Annotated in this window: 22 protein-coding genes; 6 read left to right on the forward strand and 16 right to left on the reverse strand. The window is 69.1% G+C overall.

What is annotated here, in order from left to right:
- Positions 1-15: 15 nt before the first annotated feature.
- From OG504_RS23425 to OG504_RS23435, 3 genes are read right to left on the reverse strand one after another with little or no spacing between them, the layout of a single operon-like run.
- A complete protein-coding gene (locus OG504_RS23425) occupies positions 16-1,332 on the reverse strand; it encodes an acyltransferase (protein WP_405991568.1) in 1,317 nt (438 codons plus the stop codon).
- Complete coding sequence (locus OG504_RS23430) at positions 1,332-3,740, reverse strand: bifunctional polysaccharide deacetylase/glycosyltransferase family 2 protein (RefSeq protein WP_405991569.1); 2,409 nt, start codon at positions 3,738-3,740, stop codon at positions 1,332-1,334. Before OG504_RS23430 ends, OG504_RS23425 begins: the two co-directional genes overlap by 1 nt.
- Before the next feature lie 19 nt (positions 3,741-3,759).
- Entirely contained in the window at positions 3,760-4,068 is a 309-nt protein-coding gene (locus tag OG504_RS23435; protein WP_318018110.1) for a hypothetical protein, read from the reverse strand.
- Between the two features lie 402 nt (positions 4,069-4,470).
- On the opposite strand from OG504_RS23435, the gene OG504_RS23440 reads away from it, so the two are divergent.
- Positions 4,471-5,520 (forward strand): chitinase, encoded by a 1,050-nt coding sequence (locus OG504_RS23440; protein WP_405991570.1) that lies wholly within the window; start codon positions 4,471-4,473, stop codon positions 5,518-5,520.
- A gap of 138 nt (positions 5,521-5,658) precedes the next feature.
- Here OG504_RS23440 and OG504_RS23445 read toward each other — a convergent pair whose 3' ends face one another.
- The 5 genes from OG504_RS23445 to OG504_RS23465 all read right to left on the reverse strand — a co-directional run bounded on the left by OG504_RS23445 (position 5,659) and on the right by OG504_RS23465 (position 10,599).
- Positions 5,659-6,072, reverse strand: coding sequence for an imidazolonepropionase-like domain-containing protein (locus tag OG504_RS23445; RefSeq protein ID WP_405991571.1), 414 nt, complete (start codon positions 6,070-6,072; stop codon positions 5,659-5,661).
- Between the two features lie 7 nt (positions 6,073-6,079).
- A complete protein-coding gene (gene mqnC / locus OG504_RS23450; protein WP_405991572.1) occupies positions 6,080-7,279 on the reverse strand; it encodes a cyclic dehypoxanthinyl futalosine synthase in 1,200 nt (399 codons plus the stop codon).
- Positions 7,280-7,377: 98 nt separating this feature from the next.
- Complete coding sequence (locus OG504_RS23455) at positions 7,378-7,980, reverse strand: hypothetical protein (RefSeq protein WP_405991573.1); 603 nt, start codon at positions 7,978-7,980, stop codon at positions 7,378-7,380.
- A gap of 16 nt (positions 7,981-7,996) precedes the next feature.
- Complete coding sequence (locus OG504_RS23460) at positions 7,997-9,691, reverse strand: serine/threonine-protein kinase (protein WP_405991574.1); 1,695 nt, start codon at positions 9,689-9,691, stop codon at positions 7,997-7,999.
- Between the two features lie 59 nt (positions 9,692-9,750).
- Entirely contained in the window at positions 9,751-10,599 is an 849-nt protein-coding gene (locus tag OG504_RS23465) for a menaquinone biosynthetic enzyme MqnA/MqnD family protein (RefSeq protein ID WP_405991575.1), read from the reverse strand.
- A 288-nt stretch (positions 10,600-10,887) separates the two neighbouring features.
- Between OG504_RS23465 and OG504_RS23470 the strand changes: the two genes are divergently transcribed.
- Together OG504_RS23470 and OG504_RS23475 are read left to right on the forward strand one after the other, a co-directional pair.
- A complete protein-coding gene (locus OG504_RS23470; protein WP_003992177.1) occupies positions 10,888-11,091 on the forward strand; it encodes a cold-shock protein in 204 nt (67 codons plus the stop codon).
- Between the two features lie 255 nt (positions 11,092-11,346).
- Positions 11,347-12,045: a methyltransferase domain-containing protein gene (locus tag OG504_RS23475; protein WP_405991576.1), complete on the forward strand. Its 699-nt coding sequence runs from the start codon at positions 11,347-11,349 to the stop codon at positions 12,043-12,045.
- On the opposite strand, the gene OG504_RS23480 is transcribed toward OG504_RS23475, so the two are convergent.
- The 6 genes from OG504_RS23480 to kstD all read right to left on the reverse strand — a co-directional run bounded on the left by OG504_RS23480 (position 11,998) and on the right by kstD (position 17,112).
- Entirely contained in the window at positions 11,998-12,519 is a 522-nt protein-coding gene (locus OG504_RS23480) for a hypothetical protein (protein ID WP_405991577.1), read from the reverse strand. The two genes, OG504_RS23475 and OG504_RS23480, sit on opposite strands and share 48 nt — an antisense overlap.
- Positions 12,516-13,052: a hypothetical protein gene (locus OG504_RS23485; RefSeq protein WP_405991578.1), complete on the reverse strand. Its 537-nt coding sequence runs from the start codon at positions 13,050-13,052 to the stop codon at positions 12,516-12,518. The genes OG504_RS23480 and OG504_RS23485 overlap by 4 nt, the downstream gene beginning before the upstream one ends.
- Positions 13,030-14,325 carry a WXG100 family type VII secretion target gene (locus OG504_RS23490; protein ID WP_405991579.1) on the reverse strand — a complete coding sequence of 432 codons (1,296 nt, stop codon included), beginning with the start codon at positions 14,323-14,325 and terminating at the stop codon, positions 13,030-13,032. The genes OG504_RS23485 and OG504_RS23490 overlap by 23 nt, the downstream gene beginning before the upstream one ends.
- Complete coding sequence (locus OG504_RS23495) at positions 14,325-14,627, reverse strand: DUF6317 family protein (RefSeq protein WP_405991580.1); 303 nt, start codon at positions 14,625-14,627, stop codon at positions 14,325-14,327. Before OG504_RS23495 ends, OG504_RS23490 begins: the two co-directional genes overlap by 1 nt.
- Positions 14,627-15,121, reverse strand: coding sequence for an SAV_915 family protein (locus OG504_RS23500; RefSeq protein ID WP_405991581.1), 495 nt, complete (start codon positions 15,119-15,121; stop codon positions 14,627-14,629). Before OG504_RS23500 ends, OG504_RS23495 begins: the two co-directional genes overlap by 1 nt.
- Before the next feature lie 215 nt (positions 15,122-15,336).
- Positions 15,337-17,112 carry a 3-oxosteroid 1-dehydrogenase gene (gene kstD / locus OG504_RS23505; RefSeq protein ID WP_405991582.1) on the reverse strand — a complete coding sequence of 592 codons (1,776 nt, stop codon included), beginning with the start codon at positions 17,110-17,112 and terminating at the stop codon, positions 15,337-15,339.
- 192 nt (positions 17,113-17,304) lie between these two features.
- Between kstD and OG504_RS23510 the strand changes: the two genes are divergently transcribed.
- From OG504_RS23510 to OG504_RS23520, 3 genes are read left to right on the forward strand one after another with little or no spacing between them, the layout of a single operon-like run.
- On the forward strand, positions 17,305-17,433 hold the full coding sequence (locus OG504_RS23510) for a hypothetical protein (protein ID WP_405991583.1): 129 nt from the start codon (positions 17,305-17,307) through the stop codon (positions 17,431-17,433).
- Positions 17,434-17,492: 59 nt separating this feature from the next.
- The gene (locus tag OG504_RS23515; RefSeq protein ID WP_405991584.1) at positions 17,493-17,876 is read left to right on the forward strand and encodes a hypothetical protein; all 384 of its coding nucleotides are present in this window, start codon (positions 17,493-17,495) and stop codon (positions 17,874-17,876) included.
- Between the two features lie 33 nt (positions 17,877-17,909).
- Positions 17,910-18,734 (forward strand): oxidoreductase, encoded by an 825-nt coding sequence (locus OG504_RS23520; protein WP_405991585.1) that lies wholly within the window; start codon positions 17,910-17,912, stop codon positions 18,732-18,734.
- Positions 18,735-18,811: 77 nt separating this feature from the next.
- On the opposite strand, the gene OG504_RS23525 is transcribed toward OG504_RS23520, so the two are convergent.
- Together OG504_RS23525 and OG504_RS23530 are read right to left on the reverse strand one after the other, a co-directional pair.
- On the reverse strand, positions 18,812-19,126 hold the full coding sequence (locus tag OG504_RS23525) for a hypothetical protein (RefSeq protein WP_405991586.1): 315 nt from the start codon (positions 19,124-19,126) through the stop codon (positions 18,812-18,814).
- Positions 19,123-19,638, reverse strand: a complete 516-nt coding sequence (locus OG504_RS23530; protein ID WP_405991587.1) for a hypothetical protein — start codon at positions 19,636-19,638, stop codon at positions 19,123-19,125. Before OG504_RS23530 ends, OG504_RS23525 begins: the two co-directional genes overlap by 4 nt.
- Positions 19,639-19,673 lie beyond the last annotated feature (35 nt).

Raw genomic sequence — 19,673 nt, forward strand, 5'->3', positions numbered from 1 at the left:
CCCACCGACACACGCTTACGACGGCAGGAGTCTGGGTTTCTTCTTCGCCGCCACGTCCTCCACCCAGCCGCAGAGCACGATGAACACGGCGATCAGGATCCAGCCGATACCGAACATGAACCACTGGCTCCCCAGCGGCAGCCACTTCTCGAAGGCGGGCACCTTCCAGAACTGGTCGGTCAGCGGCACCGCGAGCACCAGCGCGATCTCGTGCCAGAGATAGATCGTCACGGCCCGCGCGTTGAAGATCGTGACGATCCGGTCGAGCCGCTTGAACCGGGTGAGCCAGGCGAAGTCGATGTTGAAGTAGGCCTTGGCCCACATCAGCAGCATGACGTAGCCGGCCGACCAGTAGGTCTGGGCGAGCGGGCTCTCGTCCAGGTCGTAGGTGCCGCCGGCCTCGGCCTGGTGCGTGAAGGCGTACCAGCCGCCGAAGACGATCGCGGCGACCGAGAGCGTCACCACCAGGAAGGGCTTCAGCTTCTGGAGCACCCCGTCGCGGTGGGCGAAGCCGAGGATCCAGCAGAAGAGGTACGTCGACAGGTCCCAGAGCGCGTTGCCGAAGCGGTTGTCCGGCCCCGCCCACACGAACTTGAGGATCACGATCGGCACAAGGGTCAGCAGCAGCACGGGAATCGGCGCCTTGCGGAAGATCCACAGCAGCACCGGCGACAGCATCACGAACCACAGATACGTCCGCAGGTACCAGAGGATCTCCCAGGCCTGCGTGCCCCAGGCGTTGCCCGGCGGATCCCCGACGGGCACGATCCAGAAGACGATCTGCCAGCCCGGCATCCAGTCGTGGATCATCATCGCCACGAGCACGAAGAAGCCCCAGAACCAGAACGGCGGCAGCAGCCTCCGCATCCGGCTCTTGACCACCTTGAACGCGGGCCGCTCCAGCGACTTCGCCATCAGCGTCCCGGCCAGCCCGAACATGATCCCCATCGAGGGGAACACCATCCCGCACCAGGCCCACCCGAAGGTGTGATAGGTCACGACCCGGATCAGCGCGACGGCCCGCAGGGTGTCGAAGTACCGGTCCCGGCCCGCCTTTTGAGGAGCGGGTGCCGGCTCTTCGGCAACCTCTTCGACCACCGCCTCCGGCTCGAGCGCCGGCTCCGGTTCTACGACCGGCAGGGGCGCCGTCGCGTACGGCACCTGCCCGTGATCCGCGTACTGCTGCTGCTCGTACGGCTGTTGTACGTACGGCTGGGGCTGGCCGTAGGCCTGCGGGTGGCCGAACCCCTCGTAGCCGTACGGCTGTTGAGGTTGCTGGGGATGTTGCTGCGGGCCGTAGCCGCCGCCGTATCCCTGCTGCTCCCAGCTCATCAGCTCGCCCCTGCCGGTGTGCCGACCTCGCCGGTGCGCTTGAGTTTCTGCCAGCGCAGCCGGCCGCCGGTCAGGGCGGTGATGCTGGAGTGGATGAGGACGAGGTACATCATCTGGCGGTAGGCGAGCTGCTGGAGCGGCATCATCAGCAGGTAGCGGTACTTCTCCCGGTCCAGCCTGAACGCGTAGGCCGCGCACAGGAGTTGGATGCCGAGCACCGCGAACCACATCGCGAGGGACGCCCAGAAGTCGACGAAGATCATCGAGTAGACGGTGAAGACGTCGATCAGCGGGGCGAAGACCGGCGTGATGATCTGGAAGATCACCACCAGGGGCATGCCGACCCGGCCGAAGCGGCCCGAAGGACCCTTGTCCGTAAGGGACTTGCGGTGCTTCCACAGCGCCTGCATGGTGCCGTAGGACCAGCGGTAGCGCTGCGACCAGAGCTGCTTGAGGGAGGCGGGGGCCTCGGTCCAGGCCTTGGCGTGCTCCTGGTAGACGACCCGCCAGCCCTCGCGGTGCATCGCGATGGTGATGTCCGTGTCCTCGGCGAGCGTGTCCTCGCTCATGCCGCCGACCTGGAGGACCGCCTCGCGGCGGAACGCGCCGATCGCGCCCGGGATGGTGGGCATGCAGCGCAGCAGGTCGTACATGCGGCGGTCGAGGTTGAAGCCCATCACGTACTCGATGTGCTGCCAGGCGCCGATGATCGTGTTGCGGTTGCCGACCTTGGCGTTGCCCGCGACCGCGCCGACCTCGGGGTCGGCGAAGGGCTGCACGAGGTGCCGTACGGTGTCGGGCTCGAAGACGGTGTCGCCGTCCATCATCACGACGATGTCGTAACTCGCGCTGCGCACACCGTTGTTGAGGGCAGCAGGCTTGCCCGCGTTCTCCTGGCGGATGACCCGGACGTTCGTCATGCCGAAGGAGCGGGCCGCCTCGCGGGCGATCTCCGAGGTGCCGTCCGAGGAGCCGTCGTCGACGACGATGACCTCGATCGGGTGGGTGCTCTTCGCCAGCGACTCAAGAGTGTTGGCGATGCACTCCTTCTCGTTGTAGGCCGGGACGATGACGGTCACCGGTCGGGTGACGGTCGGGCCCCAGCTGAACCTGCGTTTGTTGCGCTGTCTGTAATGGCGTCGGGCGAGGATCAGCATCATCCCGAAGCGGCTCATGACCGCGATGCCGACGACGGTGAGGCCCGCCGCAAGTCCCGGCACCACCCACTCCGCGACGGTGACGGCGTAGATGAGCGCCTTGCCCTCGTAGAGGGTCATGCCGGTGGCTTCGCGGTGGGCGCCCTGGAGGACCGAGATCCCGTTCCTGGAGCCGTTGCCGTTGGCTCCCCCGGCACCTCCGGTTCCGCCGACGGCCGAGTCGACCGGGGTCTGGCCGTTGCCTGTACCGGTGCCGGTGGGTGCGGCGGAAGGTGCCGCGGACGGCTTGGCGCCGGCCTCGACGTTGCCGGTGCTCGTCCCGGCGCCCGCTCCGGCACCCGCGCCGGTCCCGCTCGCCCGCTGGGCGGCGGCGTTCTTGGCGATGGCGCCGCTCACCGTGGTGAACGTGTAGCCCTTCGCCTTCATCTTCTCGATGTACGTGGGCAGCGCCTTCATGGTCTGCGAGCGCACACCACCGGCGTCGTGGAACAGCACCGAGGAACCCGAAGTCCCGGACGGCGTCGCCCACTTGATGATCTTCGCGACGCCGGGCTGCTTCCAGTCGTCGCTGTCGGTGTCGACGAAGACGCTGGTGTAGCCGGACGCGCCGAGCTTCTTGTAGACGGGGTAGCTGTAGTTGTCGATCGCGTCCGTCTCCGAAGAGTACGGCGCGCGGAAGAGCGTGGTGGTGATGCCGGCCGCGCCCGCGAGCGCGAGCTGGGTCTGCTCCATCTCCCGCTTGATGCGGGCGTCGCTCTGGTAGGAGAGGTCGACGTGGGTGAAGGTGTGGATGCCCACCTCTTCGCCCTGCGAGACCATCTGCTTCACGATGCTCGGGTAGCGCGAGACCATCGAGCCCACCAGGAAGAACGTGCCCGGCACGTCGTACTTCTTGAGGATCTTCAGGACCGTGGGCGTGTAGGTGGGGTTCGGGCCGTCGTCGAAGGTGAGGACGATGGTCTTCTTCGGGATGGTCTGGGTGACCGGCTTGCCGTTGCGGAAGGTGAGGATCGGGCCGCCGTTGAGGACCTTGTCGGGGACCTTGCTGGCGCTCGCGCCGTCCCGGACGCGTTCGTCGCCGCCGACTTCCGCGCGCAGGTAGCCGTCGAGCAGCATCACGCAGGTGAGGCCGAGGAGAAGCAGCAGGGCGAGAATCACCCGGGGTCGCTGGAGCGCGGCGGCCTTGCCGGCCGCGCGTTCCATCCGGGTCGGGGCGCGTCGGCGCCCGCGCGAGGGAGTCGTCGTAGTCATGGCTGCGGGGGCGCTCCGGTCAGTGTGCGGTGGCTGAGGACGACGGGGCCGCACCCGTGGGGGTGCCCGAGGGGATGTCGGTCGGGGCGCCGGTCGGAACACCGGAGGGCGCTACGCCGCCTCTGCCGCCGTTGGGGCCGTAGCCACCGCCGGGAGCGGAACCGGCCTGGCCGCCGCCGAAGGGCAGCAGCGAGGAGGGGTTGATCGAGATGCCCCAGCCCATGAACGCCATGCCGAGTACGAACGCGTACCCGAGGCAGACGGTGCCCATGAGGAGGCCGATCCGGCGCAGCACCTTTGACCGGCGGCCGGAGTTGTCAACGAACACGGGGCCTTCGGCGGACCCGTTGCCGGCTTTGCGGCGGCGACCCCGCGCAGAGGCGCGGTTATCGATGGCGGACTCGGATTGCATTCCCCAGACATTAGGCCGCCTTTATGTGACCAAAACTCTGTTTCTCTTGTGAGCCCGCCAAGAAAAAAGGCGGAACCTGTGTCTTCCCTTAGAGAACCCAGGAAAAGCCTTATGAGCGGCCGGTGTCAGTAGTGTCCCCAATTTTCCGCTTCGCCGCCCGGCTTGACCGTTTCGTGTGCCGATACCCGTGAGTACCCTATGTTCTTTCCGACTTCGCGAGACACAGCCCCGTGTGCTTCATTTAGCCTTCGGAAACCGACTCTGTTTCCATCCTGAGACAGAAATCACCGTCCCGAGACGGAAAGGGTGCATGCTCATATGAGGAGTTTCCTGAAACCGGCGGCCGGGCTCACCTGCTTGTTTGCCCTCGCGGTCACCGGGTGCTCCTCCAGCTCCGGTGACTCGTCTGACTCGTCCTCCGGAGGGACGGAGAGCGCCACGTCCACACCGTCGTCGACGCCTTCGTCGTCCGCCTCGTCGGGCTCGTCGTCGAGCACGGCCTACGCCCCGTACGTCAGCGTCACGACGGCCGCGGACATGGACAGTTCGGGGTCCCCGTCGACGTACAACCTCTCCTTCGCCATCGCCAAGGGCAGCAGCTGCACGCCGGAGTGGAACGGTACGACCGCGATCGACAACTCGGCCGTGGAGTCCAGGATTTCGGCGCTGAAGACCTCCGGGGCCACGGTTCGGGTCTCCTTCGGCGGGGCGTCCGGCAAGGAGTTGGCGGAGACCTGTACGAGTGCGTCCGCGCTCGCGAAGGTCTACGGCGAGGCGCTGGACGCGGCGGGCTCCACCCAGGCCGACTTCGACATCGAGGGCGACGCGCTCACCGACTCGACGTCGGTCGCCCTGCGTTCCAAGGCGATAGCCCTGCTCCAGAAGGAACGCAGCGACCTCAAGGTCTCCTTCACCCTGCCCGTGATGCCGTCCGGCCTCGACTCCGACAGCCTGGCGCTGCTGGAGTCCGCCAACGACAACGCGGTCGAGGTCTCCACGGTGAACATCATGACGATGAACTACGGCGAGTCGTACACCGCGGACATGGGCGACTACGCGATCACGTCGGCCACGGCCACGCACACGCAGCTGAAGAAGGTCTTCGGGTTGTCGGACGCCGGGGCCTGGCAGGGGATGGCGCTCACGTCGATGATCGGGGTGAACGACGTCTCCGGGGAGACGTTCTCCCTCTCGGATGCGGCGCAGGTGCGGACGTTCGCCGAGTCGAAGAAGATCGCGTGGGTGTCGATGTGGTCGACGTTCCGGGATCAGCAGTGTGAGAGCGAGAGTTCGGATGATGACGCGGCTACGGACTGCAGTGGGGTGACTCAGTCCGCGGGGGCGTTCGGGGAAGCGTTTGCCGGGTGACTGGTTGTTCGCCGACCTACGGTCCGTTGTGGCTGGTCGCGCAGTTCCCCGAGCCCCTGAAAAGAAGGGCGTTGGCCTGCGCGGCGCTTACGGAGGAGCCGCAGGATGGCACAGCCCCGCGCCCCTGAAAACCTGTCCCTAGCGGCGTCTGTGAACTAGCCGACCCGCACACACCGTTGCGATGCAGGTGCCGGCCTCGTCGAATACGGCGAGGTCGGCTCGGCCCAGGTCGGCAAGGGCTGTGGGACGTGGGCCGGGGAGGATCATCACGCCGTTCCGGTCCGCCGCCGCCCGGAGTTCGGGTGAGTCGACGTGTTGTGCCAGGACGGCGGTCGCGCCCGTTTTCAGTACGGCGTGGATCCGCTCCCGTGGGCTCGGGGCGTCCGGGAGGGGGCCCTCGTGGATGCGGGCCGGGCCCAGGGCGCCGGGCCAAGTCCGCACCCGGGCGCCGGGAAAGCGGTCCTGGACCTCCGCCAGGGTCCCGACGCCCACGACCCGGGCGCCCTCGACGGCGACGGCGCCGCCCTCGTCCGCCGTGTGAATCGTCAGCACAACAGGCCTAGTTGGCGGACAGGAGCTTCAACTCCGGGTGGGCCGTGCCGCCTTCGATCGCCGTCGACGAGATGTGGGACATGACGCGCTCGTCGACCGGGTCGTTCGCCGGGTCGTCGTGGACGACGATGTGCTCGTACGTCGTGGTCCGCTGGGCGGGGACGCGGCCCGCCTTGCGGATGAGGTCGATGATCTCCATGCGGTTGGAGCGGTGCTTGGCGCCGGCCGAGGAGACGACGTTCTCCTCCAGCATGATCGAGCCGAGGTCGTCCGCGCCGTAATGGAGCGACAGTTGGCCGACCTCCTTGCCCGTCGTGAGCCAACTGCCCTGGATGTGGGCGACGTTGTCCATGAAGAGGCGCGCGATGGCGATCATGCGCAGGTACTCGAAGAGCGTGGCCTGCGTGCGGCCCTTCAGGTGGTTGTTCTCGGGCTGGTAGGTGTACGGGATGAAGGCCCGGAAGCCGCCCGTGCGGTCCTGTACGTCGCGGATCATCCGCAGGTGCTCGATGCGCTCGGCGTTGGTCTCGCCGGTGCCCATGAGCATCGTCGACGTGGACTCGACGCCCAGGTTGTGCGCCGCCTCCATGATCTCCAGCCAGCGCTCGCCGGACTCCTTGAGGGGCGCGATCGCCTTGCGGGGGCGCGCGGGGAGCAGCTCCGCGCCGGCGCCGGCGAAGGAGTCGAGCCCGGCCTCGTGGATGCGGGTGATGGCCTCCTCGACCGACACCCCGCTGATCCGGGCCATGTGCTCGACCTCGGACGCGCCGAGGGAGTGGATGACCAGCTGGGGGTACGCGCCCTTGATCGCGGCGAAGTGCTTCTCGTAGTACTCGACGCCGAAGTCCGGGTGGTGTCCGCCCTGGAACATGATCTGCGTGCCGCCGAGTTCGACGGTCTCCGCGCACCGGCGCAGGATGTCGTCGAGGTCCCGCGTCCAGCCCTTCGCGGTGTCCTTGGGCGCGGCGTAGAAGGCGCAGAACTTGCACGCCGTGACGCACACGTTCGTGTAGTTGATGTTCCGCTCGATGATGTACGTCGCGATGTGCTCCGTACCCGCGTACCGCCGCTTGCGTACGGCGTCGGCGGCGGCGCCGAGCGCGTGCAGCGGGGCGTCGCGGTAGAGGTCGAGCGCCTCTTCGGGGGTGATGCGCCCGCCCTCGGCGGCACGGTCGAGGACGGACTGAAGCTCGGCCTTCTCGGTCACCGGGAGGTCCCTTTCGTCAAGGGTTGCGGACAGGCAGGTGGTGCTGACGGACCTTGCCAGCCTACGCCAGCGGTTTTCCCGCCCGGACCTCAGGCACCTCAGGCCGTGAACGCGCCGACCAGCAGCCCGAGGAAAGCACCGGCGAGCAGAAACGGCCCAAAGGGGACGACGATCCCCCGGCCGTCCCGCCGTCCCCGGGCCGCGAACACCCCGTAGACCGCCCTGATCAGAAACCCCGCGAACGCGCCCACCATCACCGTCGGCCACCCGTACCACCCGAGCACGACCCCGGCCCCGACCGCGAGCTTCACCTCCCCGATGCCCAGACCACCACCGCCGCCCCCGCCGCCTCCGGAGTCGATACGGCTCAGCCCGAAGTACCCGGCGCCGAGCGCGAGGCCGCCGAGCAGCGCGGTCGTCCAGTGCCCGGCGTGCTCGGGCACGAAGCTGACGAGACCGAGGAGAGCGAGGGCAACACCCGCGAGGGGAAGCCCCGCACTCGGCACCGCCACCGCGACGGGCGCGAGCAGCAGCCACACCGCCAGTTCGGGCCGCGTACCGGTGGCGGCGGCCAGGGCGACACACACCAGCACGACAAGGAGAGCGGTACCGACACCGCGCCGGCCGACCCGCGCCACCAGCGCCCCGGCGCCCGCGCCCCACACCCCCGCGATGGCGATCAGCAGCTGGTCGTAGTCCACTCGACGGCCCCGACGCCTACTTGACCTTGGACAGCCGCGCGGTCGGGGAGCCCTCTGCGGAACTGTCCGAGGCGTACTTGAGGTCGTCGCCGGTGGGGGTGAGGGTGACGGTGTGGGCGTCCTGGTTGCAGACGTCACGGTTCGACTGCGCGCCGGCGGCCGAGGCGACGAGCTGGGTCTTCGTCACCTGCTTCAGGGTGAGTACGTCGTCGCAGACTCCGCCGAGTTGATCGGTCTGGCGCAGGATGCCCAAGCGCTGTCCCACGCCCACCTTGGCGATCGTGATCCGGAAGGTCCCGTCGGCGAGCGTGCCGCCGAGCGCGGTGCCCTCGCCCTGCCAGGTGCCGAGGTAGGAGTCGGGGACGGACTGGAGCGGCCCGCTCGCGCCCGCACTCGGCGCGCTGGTCGCCGTAGCGGAAGCAGAGGAAGTGGAGGAGGAGGTCGGGATCGCGCCCGCCGACGAGTCGTTGCCCTTGTCGTCCGGCTGGAGCCAGTACAGCCACACCGGCACGAGCGTCACCAGCGCCAGCGCCGCGGCGACGGAGAGCACCACCGCGCAACCGACCCTGCGCCCACGCCCGTTGGGACCCGGGGCCGCCGTGGCCGCGACGGAGACGGAGACCTTCCCGGGGCGATGACCGGAGGCCGGCGGGACGGTGTCGTACGGGAGCGCGTCACGCGGTTCGGGTACGAACCCGGTTGGCCCCGCAGGTGACTTGGGCATCACCGGCGCCGGCCCGAAGGCCCCGCCCCCTGCTCCCACAGAGGGGCTGCTGAACCCGACCGGCCCCGAGGGCACCCCTTCGGCAACCCCCGCCACCTCAAGATTCAACAGCTGTACGGCACTTCGGCTGACCTGCTCGACCAATGCCCCCGGCAGCCACCCCCCGGCCACCAGCCGAGCGGCCCCGTCCGGAGCGAGCCACCGCGCCACCTCGCCCGGAGTCGGCCGCGCGGCGGGGTCCTTGGCCAGACAGGCACTCGCCAGCTCCCGCAAGTCCCCGTCCATCTCGCCGAGTTGGGGCTCCTCGTGGACGACCTTGTAGAGGAGCGCGGCGGAGGAGTCACCGGGGAAGGGGGATGTGCCCGTGGCCGCGTACACGAGCACCGCACCCAGCGAGAAGACATCCGACGCGCCCGTCGCGCCCTTGCCGAGGATCTGCTCGGGGGCCATGTAGCCCGGCGACCCGACGGAGACGCCGGTGGAGGTGAGGGAGGCGGTACCGTCCGTCGCGCGGGCGATCCCGAAGTCGATCAACAACGGCCCGTCGAGGGTGAGAAGCACGTTGGACGGCTTCACGTCCCGGTGCACGAGCCCCAACTCATGGACCGCCGTGAGTGCTTCGGCCAGCCCCGCACCCAGCGCCCGTACGGTGGCCGTGGGCAGCGGCCCGCCGTCCGCGACGGCGGCGGAGAGGGAGGGCCCGGCGGCGTAGGCCGTGGCGACCCACGGCACTGCGGCCTCCGGGTCGGCGTCCAGCACAGGGGCTGTCCACGCACCGCCCACCCGGCGCGCGGCGTCGACCTCGCGGCGGAAACGGGCGCGGAACTCCTCGTCGAGCGCGAAGTGCGGATGCACGATCTTGACCGCGACCGTACGGCCGCCCGCGCTGCGTCCGAGATAGACCCGGCCCATCCCGCCGGAGCCGAGCCGGCCGAGCAGCCGGTAGGGCCCCACGACCGTGGGTTCGTCGTCTCCGAGCGGCTGCATGCCGTCCACCCCTCCCCCGTACGACTTCCAGCAGGGTAGTGCGCACACCCCGCCGGTGATTACGGCTGGAGCAGATCCACGTTCACGTCCGCCGGGAAACCCGTCGTGGGACCGACTCGGCGGGCGAACTCGGCGACCGCGGCCAACTGGTGGGCGCCGAAGCGGAAGTCGAGGGTGGTGAAGTACCGCTCCAGCACCTCCTCGTCGAACTCCTCCCAGCGGGCGGCCTGTTCGGCGACCTTGCCGACCTCTTCGAGGGAGAGGTTGCGGGAGGCGAGGAAGGCCTCGTGGACCTTGCGGGTGATGACCGGTTCGCGCTCCAGGTAGTCGCGGCGGGCGGCCCACACGGCGAAGACGAACGGCAGCCCGGTCCACTCCTTCCAGAGCGTGCCGAGGTCGTGCACCTCCAGGCCGAAGCGGGGCCCGTCGAGCAGGTTGGCGCGCAGGGCGGCGTCACCGATGAGGACGGCGGCGTCGGCCTCCTGCATCATCAGGCTGAGGTCGGGCGGGCAGGTGTAGTAGTCGGGCTGGACGCCGTAGCGCTCGGCGAGGAGGAGCTGCGCGAGGCGTACGGAGGTCCGCGAGGTCGAGCCGAGGGCGACCCGGCGGCCGTCCAGCTGGTCCAGCGGGACCTGCGAGACGATCACGCAGGACATCACCGGGCCGTCGCAGCCGACGGCGATGTCGGGGAAGGCGACCAGGTCGTCCGCGTTGCGGAGGAACTCGACGAGCGTGATGGGCCCGATGTCGAGATCGCCCTGCACCAGCTGCTCGCTGAGCTTCTCCGGGGTGTCCTTGGTGAGCTCGAAGTCGAGAAGCGTGCCTGTTCTCGCGAGCCCCCAGTACAGGGGCAGGCAGTTCAGGAACTGGATGTGGCCGACGCGCGGCCGGGTGCGAGAATTGTCCACAACGTGAGGCTAGACCTCATGCGGTACGCTCCATACTTCGGCCCCACAGTCAAGCCTTTGGCGATCTTCAAACGTCCGGGTGATGTGATCTTGGCCTCTATTGCTTTCGGCTGCCCGCGTGCTAGGCTCGCCGCAAGTTGCAGTTTGGTTTCCCTTGCAGTACAGAGCCTGCGGAGCATGTAACCGCGGGCTCTAGTCGTTTTCAGACGTATGCAGTAGTGCGGGACTTTGTTTTCACACTTAGCAGGGTTCTGGAGCAGGGCAACCCTTTGGGCCCAAGGAGGGCTTATGGCTACCGGAACCGTGAAGTGGTTCAACGCCGAAAAGGGCTTTGGCTTCATCGCCCAAGAAGGCGGAGGCCCCGACGTCTTCGTTCACTACTCCGCGATCAACGCGAGCGGCTTCCGCTCGCTGGAGGAGAACCAGCAGGTCTCCTTCGACGTGACCCAGGGCCCGAAGGGCCCGCAGGCGGAGAACGTCACCCCCGTCTGAGTCACCTGATCGCAGTCCTTCGGTCTCGGAGCCTGGTGCTTTGATCCGGAACAGATAAGCAAGACCCAAGGAGCCCCGCGCCGCAAGGCGACGGGGCTCCTGCCTTTGCCTCCGGCGGTTGGGCGGGGTGGGGGGTGGGGTGTGTGAGTGGTCTTCGGGTGCGGGTCCGGTGGGGGCTGGTCGCGCAGTTCCCCGCGCCCCCAGAAGCAAAAGACGGGGCGCGGGTGTCAGCGGGGGTCGATAAGGTGCCCGGTCATGACATCGACGTCCTCCACATCCGCCGAAGCCGACTTCGTGAGCAGTACCCGGATCTTCTACGACGCCATCGCCGAGGACTACGCCGACCATTTCGCCGGGGAACGCAGCGCCAAGCCGCGGGACTGGACGGTGATGGCGGGCTTCGCCGACTTGGTGAGCCGGGGCGGGACCAGTCAGGGCGAGGGTGGGCAGGTGGCCGACCTCGGTTGCGGGCCCGGGCGGTCCACGGCGTTCTTCGCCGCGCAGGGGCTGGACGTCTTCGGCCTCGACCTGTCCGAGTCGATGCTCGCGATCGCGCGTCGCGAGAACCCGGGGCTTCGCTTCCGGCAGGGGTCGATGCTGGAGCTGGACATCCCCGACGGGACGCTGGCGGGGGCCGTTTCCTGGTACTCGTCCATCCACACGCCTGTGGACCAACTCCCGTACCTCTTCGCCGAGTTCCACCGGATCCTCGCACCGGGCGGGTATCTGCTGCTCGCGTTCCAGTCCGGTGACCAGCCCCTCACCCTCGACCGGCCCTTCGGTCACCCGGTGACCCTCGACTTCGAACGCCGGCGACCGGAGGCGATGGCCGAGTTGCTGGAGGCGGCGGGGTTCAGGCTGCGGTCACGGACCGTGCGGGAGGCGGAAGAGGAGCTCGGGGAGTCGTCAGCGCAGGCGTTTCTGACCGCCCGAAAGCTGGTGGGCACTCTCTAGGGCTCGGCGGGCGCCGACCTCGCTCGGGTACTCGCGGACCGCGAACGCGGCGGCAACCCAGCCGACGCAGCCCGCCGCGAGCGCCGGGGCGACCGGTGCCGCGACCAGCCAGAGGGCGCGGCCCGCGACGGCCAGCCCGGTGGAGCGGCGGGTCTCGTCCCGTTTGGCCTGCCGGGCCTGGTCCGGTGAGGGCGGGTCGAGCAGTTTCCTGTGGTGGTCCCGGCGCTGCATCCGCCATCCCCACACCAGGGCGACGAAGGACAGGACCACCTGCGCCCAGTCCCACACCGTGCGCACGGTCGCCGGCAGGCCGGTGCGGAAGCTGCCGTGGAGGACGAGCGCGATGTAGCAGAAGAAGGCCGGCACGACGAACCAGAGGAGGGCTCCGGAAGCCCGGCGCAGCCAGTAGCCCGTGCCGCGCTCGTACCAGGTGGTACCGAGCCCGGGCAGCTTCGGGATGTCGGAGGGGATCATGTTCCCGACGGGTGCTCCCGCAGCCAGCGGCGGGCGCCGACCTCGCTGGGGTATTCGCGGACGGTGAGCATGGCGGCGCACCAGCCGACGCCCCACGCGGCGAGCGCCGGCATGACGGGTGCCGCGATGAGTACTCCTACGCGGCCTGCGAGGGCCAGGCCCGTGGAACGGCGGGTCTCGTCGCGCTTACGGCTGCGGAACTCGTCCGGGGCGGGCGGGTCCTGGAGGTCCCTGTGATGACTCCGACGCTGCACCACCCAACCCCAGATCGGGGCCCCGCACGAAGCGATCACCTGTGCCCAGTCCCACACCGTGCGCGCGCTCGGTGGCAGCACCGTCCGGAAGCCCCGATAGAGACTGATCGCGGCAAAGCACAGGAAGGCCATGACGATCAGCAGGAGTACGGCTGTGCGCACCCGCCGCAGCCAGTAGCGCGCCCCACGCTCGTACCAGGTGGTGCCGAGCCCCGGCAGGGCCGGGATCTTGGCGGGTGTCCGGGAAGCGGGGACGTCAGAAGAGGCTTGTGACCCCATGCCACACGTCCTTTCCCAGTCGTTCGAAGTCCTGCCCCGTCTTGGACAGGACGTTTCCGGTGCCGTGCAGCACTCCGCCGACCACACCGTGGTCGTGGATGTCCTCACTCCAGTGCTCGTGCAGGGAGTGGTCGATGAGGCCGGTCGCTCCGATCACCACAAGGCCACCGCCTGCGGCGACCGCGAGCGTGGGGAGCTCGACGGGCAGGGCGGCCACCACGGCTGCGGTGGCCGCCGCACCGACCACCAGGCCACCGACGTTGGCACCCCCGTCCACCGCCACGGAATGCTGCCAGGACCAGCCCTTGTCATGGTCTTCGGAAGCCTCCAGCAACCCGCAGGCACCGGCCGCGGCGACATCCAGTACTGGGACCTCCTTGAGGAAGTCCGGCAGCTTGTCGAGGCTCTCGCCCGCGCGCAGCGCGTCTGCCGCATCGGCCAGCTTGACGTTCAGGGCACGGTCGTAGGGCAGCTTGGTACTGCCGTAGTCGGCGCGGGCCATGTCCTCCTCCAGGGACTGGACCCTGGCGACGGCGTCGGCGTAGGTGCCCTTGGCGGGAAAGTCCTTGGGGAGCGAGCGGCCGGCCTTCTGGAACGCCTTGCGTTCGGAGCGCAGTTCCTTCTTGGCCGCCCGCTCCTCGGCCTTGGCGTCGTCGATCTTCGTGCGGGCCTTGGCGCCGTCGACCCGCGCGTCCTCGGCGTCGAAGGCGTACAGACCGCGCAGATAGTCGACGACGGTGATCTTGTCGCCGGCGGCGACCTCCGCCTTGCCGGTCACCTCCGCGTACAGCGCCTGCAACTGGTCCGCCGCCACCAGCCGTGCCTTCTGCGCCGTGTGAAGGACTTCCTTGCGCACGGTGTCGTACTCGCTCATCGCGGAGAGCGTCTTCTGCTCGTCCGCGCCGGGCGGATTCGAGGTGACCGTCGGCAGCGGGACACCCCTGTCCCCCGTCGACACGCCCTTCTTCGTCGCCACGTGCTCGGCGTTCTGCAGGGCCGTCTCGCAGGTGGAGAGCGCGTCGGCGAGGGTGTCCAGAATGTCGCCCGCCTCGTGGACGAGGGCTGCGAAGGCACCGGCGGTCACGGCGTCCTCGGTGTACGTGGCACGGAAGGACTCCGCCGACTCGCCCTTCCAGCCCGCGTCGTCGACCAGGGCGTCCACAGCGCGGGTCAGGGGACTGATGACGTCGTCGAGCTTGTCCTTGGCGTTCTTGTACGTCGTGGCCATCGTGCGGAGTCCGCCGATGTCGCCGCCGACCCAGCTGTCGCCCATCAGCCCTCTCCCACCATCAGGTCGTCGAACACGCCGTGGACGTCGATGTCGTGCCGGTGGAAGGAGTCGCGGGCGTACGCGACCTTGTCGCCCCGGTCGTCCAGTCGGTCGGCGAAGCCGATGTGGAGGGCGACGATGAGATCGGCGACCTCCTTGATGGCGTGGTCGAGGGCGGAGTCCCCACCACTCACCACGGGCGGGGCCACCTGGTCGTGCAGCTTCCGATAGTCCGTGGCCTGGTCGTGGAACGTGGTGGCCATCGAGGTCAGGTCGCTCATGACCGCTTTGAAGTCGGCCGACATCAGCGCACCTCCCGCGCGTAGGCGGCCAGATCGGCCAACTGCCAGTTGGGCCGTCCGGGAGCCACCCGCGGGTCGAGCAGCACGGTGACTCCCTGCTCGCCCACGCCTTCGGCCAGCGGCCCGAGGGAGGTGGCGACCCACGGCTGGGCGTCACCGAGCGCGGTGACCAGCTTCTCCAGGGTCGTGAAGGCGAAGGCCACGGTCCCGGTCACGTCGGTGGGGTGCGCGAAGAGTTCATACGCGATGAACGGCACGCGGACCGGACGGCCGTCGTCGTACGTCGTGTCGACGTACCGGGGATGCGCGGGCACGAATACGGCCGTCTCGTACGGCGGAACACCAGGCTTGGGCCCCGGCCGCCCGTCCGGCGCCGCGTGAACCCGCGGCCCCGCCTCCGCATAGTCGAGCAGACTCGACCGACGCGCCTCGGGCACCCCCGCCGCCGCGGGCCCCTGCGTGTAGTCAAGAAGGCGTGAACGGTTCGGCTCCCCCACCGCCGTCTCCTCTTCCCCGTAAGTCGTCGTGGTCGCTGTGGACGTGTTCGCGCCAACACAGTAGCCACCGACCGAGGGCCCAAATCCGGCTATGTCAGCCCTACCGACCCGTTGCATGCGCAATGCATACGGCCGCTTGATCCCGGCCTGGCCATCCCTTGACCGGGTGATGACCAGGCCGAACCCGCAGCCCTACGACCGCTGCGGCCCGCCGACTACAACGCCCCCGCCAGATCCATCGCCGCCACATACCCGAACGTCATCGCCGGACCGATCGTCGAGCCCGCGCCCGCGTAGCTGTGGCCCATCACCGCCGCGCTCGCGTTCCCGGCCGCGTACAGACCGGGGATCACCGAACCGTCCGCCCGCAACACCCGAGCCCGTGCGTCCGTGCGCATGCCGCCCTTCGTGCCGAGGTCGCCGGGGACGATGCGGAAGGCGTAGTACGGGGCCAACCACAGGGGAGCCAGGCAGGAGTTGGGGAGGACGGCCGGGTCCGTGTAGTAGTGGTCGTACGTGCTGTCGCCGCGCCCGAAGTCCGTGTCCTTGCCGTTCGCCGCAAGGGAGTTGAAGCGGCTCACCGTGGAGCGCAGGGCCGCCGCCGGGACCCCGATCGACGTGGCGAGCGCGTCCAGCGTCCACGCCTTGTACGCCGCGCCCGAGCTGTACCAGTCGTCGGGGAACGTGAACGTCGGCAACACGTCCCGGAACAGGTACCGGTTGCGGTAGTTCTGGTCGACGATCAGCCAGGCCGGAATGTCGGGGGCGGCGGGATTGCGGTCGTACATCGTGTGTACGACATCGCTGTACGGCGCGGCCTCGTTGACGAAGCGGGAACCGGCCTGGTTGACCAACAGGCCGCCGGGGAGGGTGCGTTCGGCGAGGCAGAAGTACGGGTCGCCGGGGAGCGGGATGGCCGGGCCCCACCAGGCGTCGTCCATCAACGCCAGTGCCGCGCCCGCGCGTTGGCCCGCCTGAATGCCGTCGCCGGTGTTCTCCTTCGCGCCCACCGTCCAGTCCGTGCCGATGGGCCGGCGCTGGTACTGGGCACGCATCGCCGCGTTGTGCTCGAAGCCCCCGGAGCCGACCACCACCCCGCGCCGGGCACGCACCAGCCCGGCGGCTCCGGCGCGCGTGACGACCGCGCCGGTGACGACACCGCCCTCCAAGTACAGGTCGGTGAGCGGGGTGTTGAGCCACACCGGCACCTGCGCGGACTGCAGCCCCGCGCGCAGGCCGGCGGCGAGGGACTGGCCCATGGTGAGCGGCTTCTGGCCGAGCAGCGCCGCCTTCGTCCCCCGGGCCAGGCACTCGGTCGCGACGGCCGCGCCCTTCACGCTCACCGCGGCCAGGTCGAGCCACTTGTAGTCGGCGCTGAAGACGACCATGCCCGAAGGGACCGCCAGGTAGGGCGGGTTGAGGTGGGCGAGTTCGGTGCCGAGGATGTTGCCGTCGAGCTGATCGGGTTCTATGGAACGGCCGTTGGGGAGACCTCCCGGCAACTCCGGGTAGTAGTCGCTGTATCCCTCCATCCAGCGGAAGCGCAGCGGGCTGTTCGCCATCACGAAGGAGATCATCGCGGGGCCGTGGGCGAGGAAGGACTGCTGGCGGTCGGCGGGGACGTCGGCGCCGACGACCGCGGAGAGGTAGGTGGCTGCTTTGGCGGGGGTGTCGGGGACTCCGGCCGCCAGGATCACCGGGTTGTTGGGGATCCAGATCCCCGCCCCCGAACGGGCCGCCGATCCCCCGAACGTCGGCGCCTTCTCCACCACCACACAGCTCAGCCCCTGCCGCGCGGCGGTCAACGCGGCCGTCATCCCGGCCGCCCCCGCGCCGATCACAACGACGTCGTAGGTACCGAGGAGGGGCAGATCGGCGGCACGGGCCGAGTCCCGCACCCCGGCGACGACACCGAGCGCCGCAACCGCACCACCGGCCAACACACGTCTTCTACCGGGGAGTTGTACCTGTCCGTCCGCGCTCGTGGTCATGGCCGCTCCAGCCCGACGGGGAGATGGGCTGGGAATGTCGCGCGGGGGTCTTGTGAAGTCAATAACCAGGGGACAGGTGCGGCACGGCCGTCAGCAGCCGGTGAGGTCCACGGTCACAGCGCGGAGCGGATCGTCGGACGGCTGGTGCGGTTGCCCGTTCGCGAGGAGCCGGGTGAACGGAAGTGGAGGCGGATGCGGTCGTCGCCCGTGATGGCCGCGACCGGCATCATCTGTGCGGCTCCGAACCTGACCCGTGAAGAGATCCACGGCATCGCGGAGCGGCCCGGCGCCCCGCCGACTCTCCTCCGCCGCGTGAGCTGACTGCATGCCTCTGAACCACCGGCGCCACGCGCTCTTCAGTCGCAGGGAGGGGCCGGTTCGTGATGCGGCTCGGTCGCGTCCCACTCGGGGTGATCGGCGCCGACCGCGCGCACCAACAGCCCGTGCGGCGTTGCGCGCTCCCCGAGGGTGAGCGCGTGGAGGATCTCGTCCCCGACGAGCAGTCCGACGACGTTACTCGCGTCCAGGCCGAGCATCTCCCGCCGGGCCGGACCCGACTGCGCGCCATCGAGGAGAGCATCGTCGCCGTCCTGGCAGCCCGCATCGACCAGGGTCGCCGTGACGGCGACGTCGGCCCCGGCATCGATGCGCGAGCGACGGCCGAGTTCCTGTTCAGCACCAGCGCCGGCCTGCGCATCCTGACCAAGACCAACGACGTCCGCACCCTGCACCGGATCATCGACGTGGCGCTGACCACCCTCTGACCGGTCGGCCGCACCGGCGGCTTTCCGCATGCCTTGATTTTTGACCTGCCGTTCAAAAAGGAGAGACCGACGAATCTCGAACTGGCCGGCAAGACCGCGGTCGTCACGGGGGCGAGCCGTGGCATCGGCCTGGCCATCGCGGAGACTCTGGCCGCCGAGGGCGCACGGGTCGTGGGAGCCGCCCGTACGATCACCGACGAACTCAGGAAGGCCGCGGTCGCCACCGTCCCCGTGGACCTGAGCTCCCCGGACGGCGCGACGGCACTCGTGGACACCGCGCTCGAGGAACTCGGCGGCATCGACATTCTGGTCAACAACGTCGGCGGCGGTGACATCGACCGGCTGGCGCTGGGCGGGTTCCTCGACACCACCGACGGTCAGTGGCGTCACTCCCTCGACATCAACCTGTTCAGCGCCGTCTGGACGACCCGCGCCGCACTGCCGAGCCTCCTCGACCGGCGCGGTGCGATCGTGAACATCTCCTCGATCAACGCGCGTCTCCCGGCGATCGGGCCCATCGCCTACAGCGAGGCAAAGGCCGCGCTCACCGCCTTCGGCAAGCGGATCAGCGAGGAATTCGGACCGCGCGGAGTCCGCGTCAACACGGTGTCACCGGGTGTCGTCGGTACCGGTACCTGGCGCGGCGCCGACCTGGTGGGCGCGAGGGTCGCGGCCGCGCAGGGCGTATCGCACGAGGAACTGCCGGCCGCTCTCCCGGACCGGTTCGGAATCGCCTCGCGCCGGCTCACCGAACCGGAGGAGGTCGCGGCACTCGTGGCCTTCCTCGTCTCCGGCAAGGCCTCCAACATCGTCGGCTCCGACCTCGTCATCGACGGCGGAATGCTCAAGACGAGTTGACGAGTTGACGAGTTGACGAGTTGACAGGGCGCACGGCGGCCGAGTGGGCCGCTCCGGCCCGACGAGGCGGGCGAGCGTCAGTAATCGGTGAGATCCACGATCACATCGCAGTGCGGATCGTCGGACGGCTGGTGCAGCTGCTCGTTCGCGAGGAACGCCGGGGACACCATCGCGCCGAGCAGGCCCGGGCCCGTATGACTGATCAGCACGTCCACGCCGTAGGTGCGGTCCCGCTCGGGTGAACGGAAATAGAGGCGCATGCGGTCGTCGCCTGTGATCACCGCGCCGATGAACAGCGGCTTCCACGGCACGTGCGTGGTGACGAGAGAGCGGACGACATCGAGCAGCCGACCCGTGGCGGCCTGCTCGGCACCCGGTTCGGGAGAGTTCACAGCTTGGCCCATGCCGGACACTTGTTTCCCTGCTGGTTGTGGCAGTACGCGGTGATGACGCCGATCTTCTGACCGCGACCGGCATCGTATTTCCCGTCCGTGGTCTTGCGCGTGTACTGCACCACGACGGTGATCCTCACCTGCCGCGGCCTCAACACGCCCGTCTCGACCTCGACGGCGTCGTACTCCAGATGGCCATGATGGTCGTCCCGGTCCACCTCGCCGTGCAAGGCCGCGTACAGGGTGGAGCACTTCTTGATGTTGTGACGGTTGGTGAAGTGGTGCCAGCCCAGCTCCGAGTTCCCGTACCGGGCGACGATGTGCCTGTTGTCCGGGTCGTCCGTCTGGCACTTGGCCCGCTTGTCCCAGGGGTGTGTCTCCCCGGGCAACGGAGCGGCACCGGCGGTCCCCGACAGCAGCGAGGCGGCGAACGTCATGGCAGCGGCGAGCGTCATGATCCTCTTCATGGCGAAGATGACATCACCGGCCGCCCGCTGATCAGATGCGTTCACGGGGTACGTCACCGGAACGGACCAACGCCCCTCCG

Source organism: Streptomyces sp. NBC_00986 (genome assembly GCF_045162565.1).
Lineage (GTDB): Bacteria > Actinomycetota > Actinomycetes > Streptomycetales > Streptomycetaceae > Streptomyces.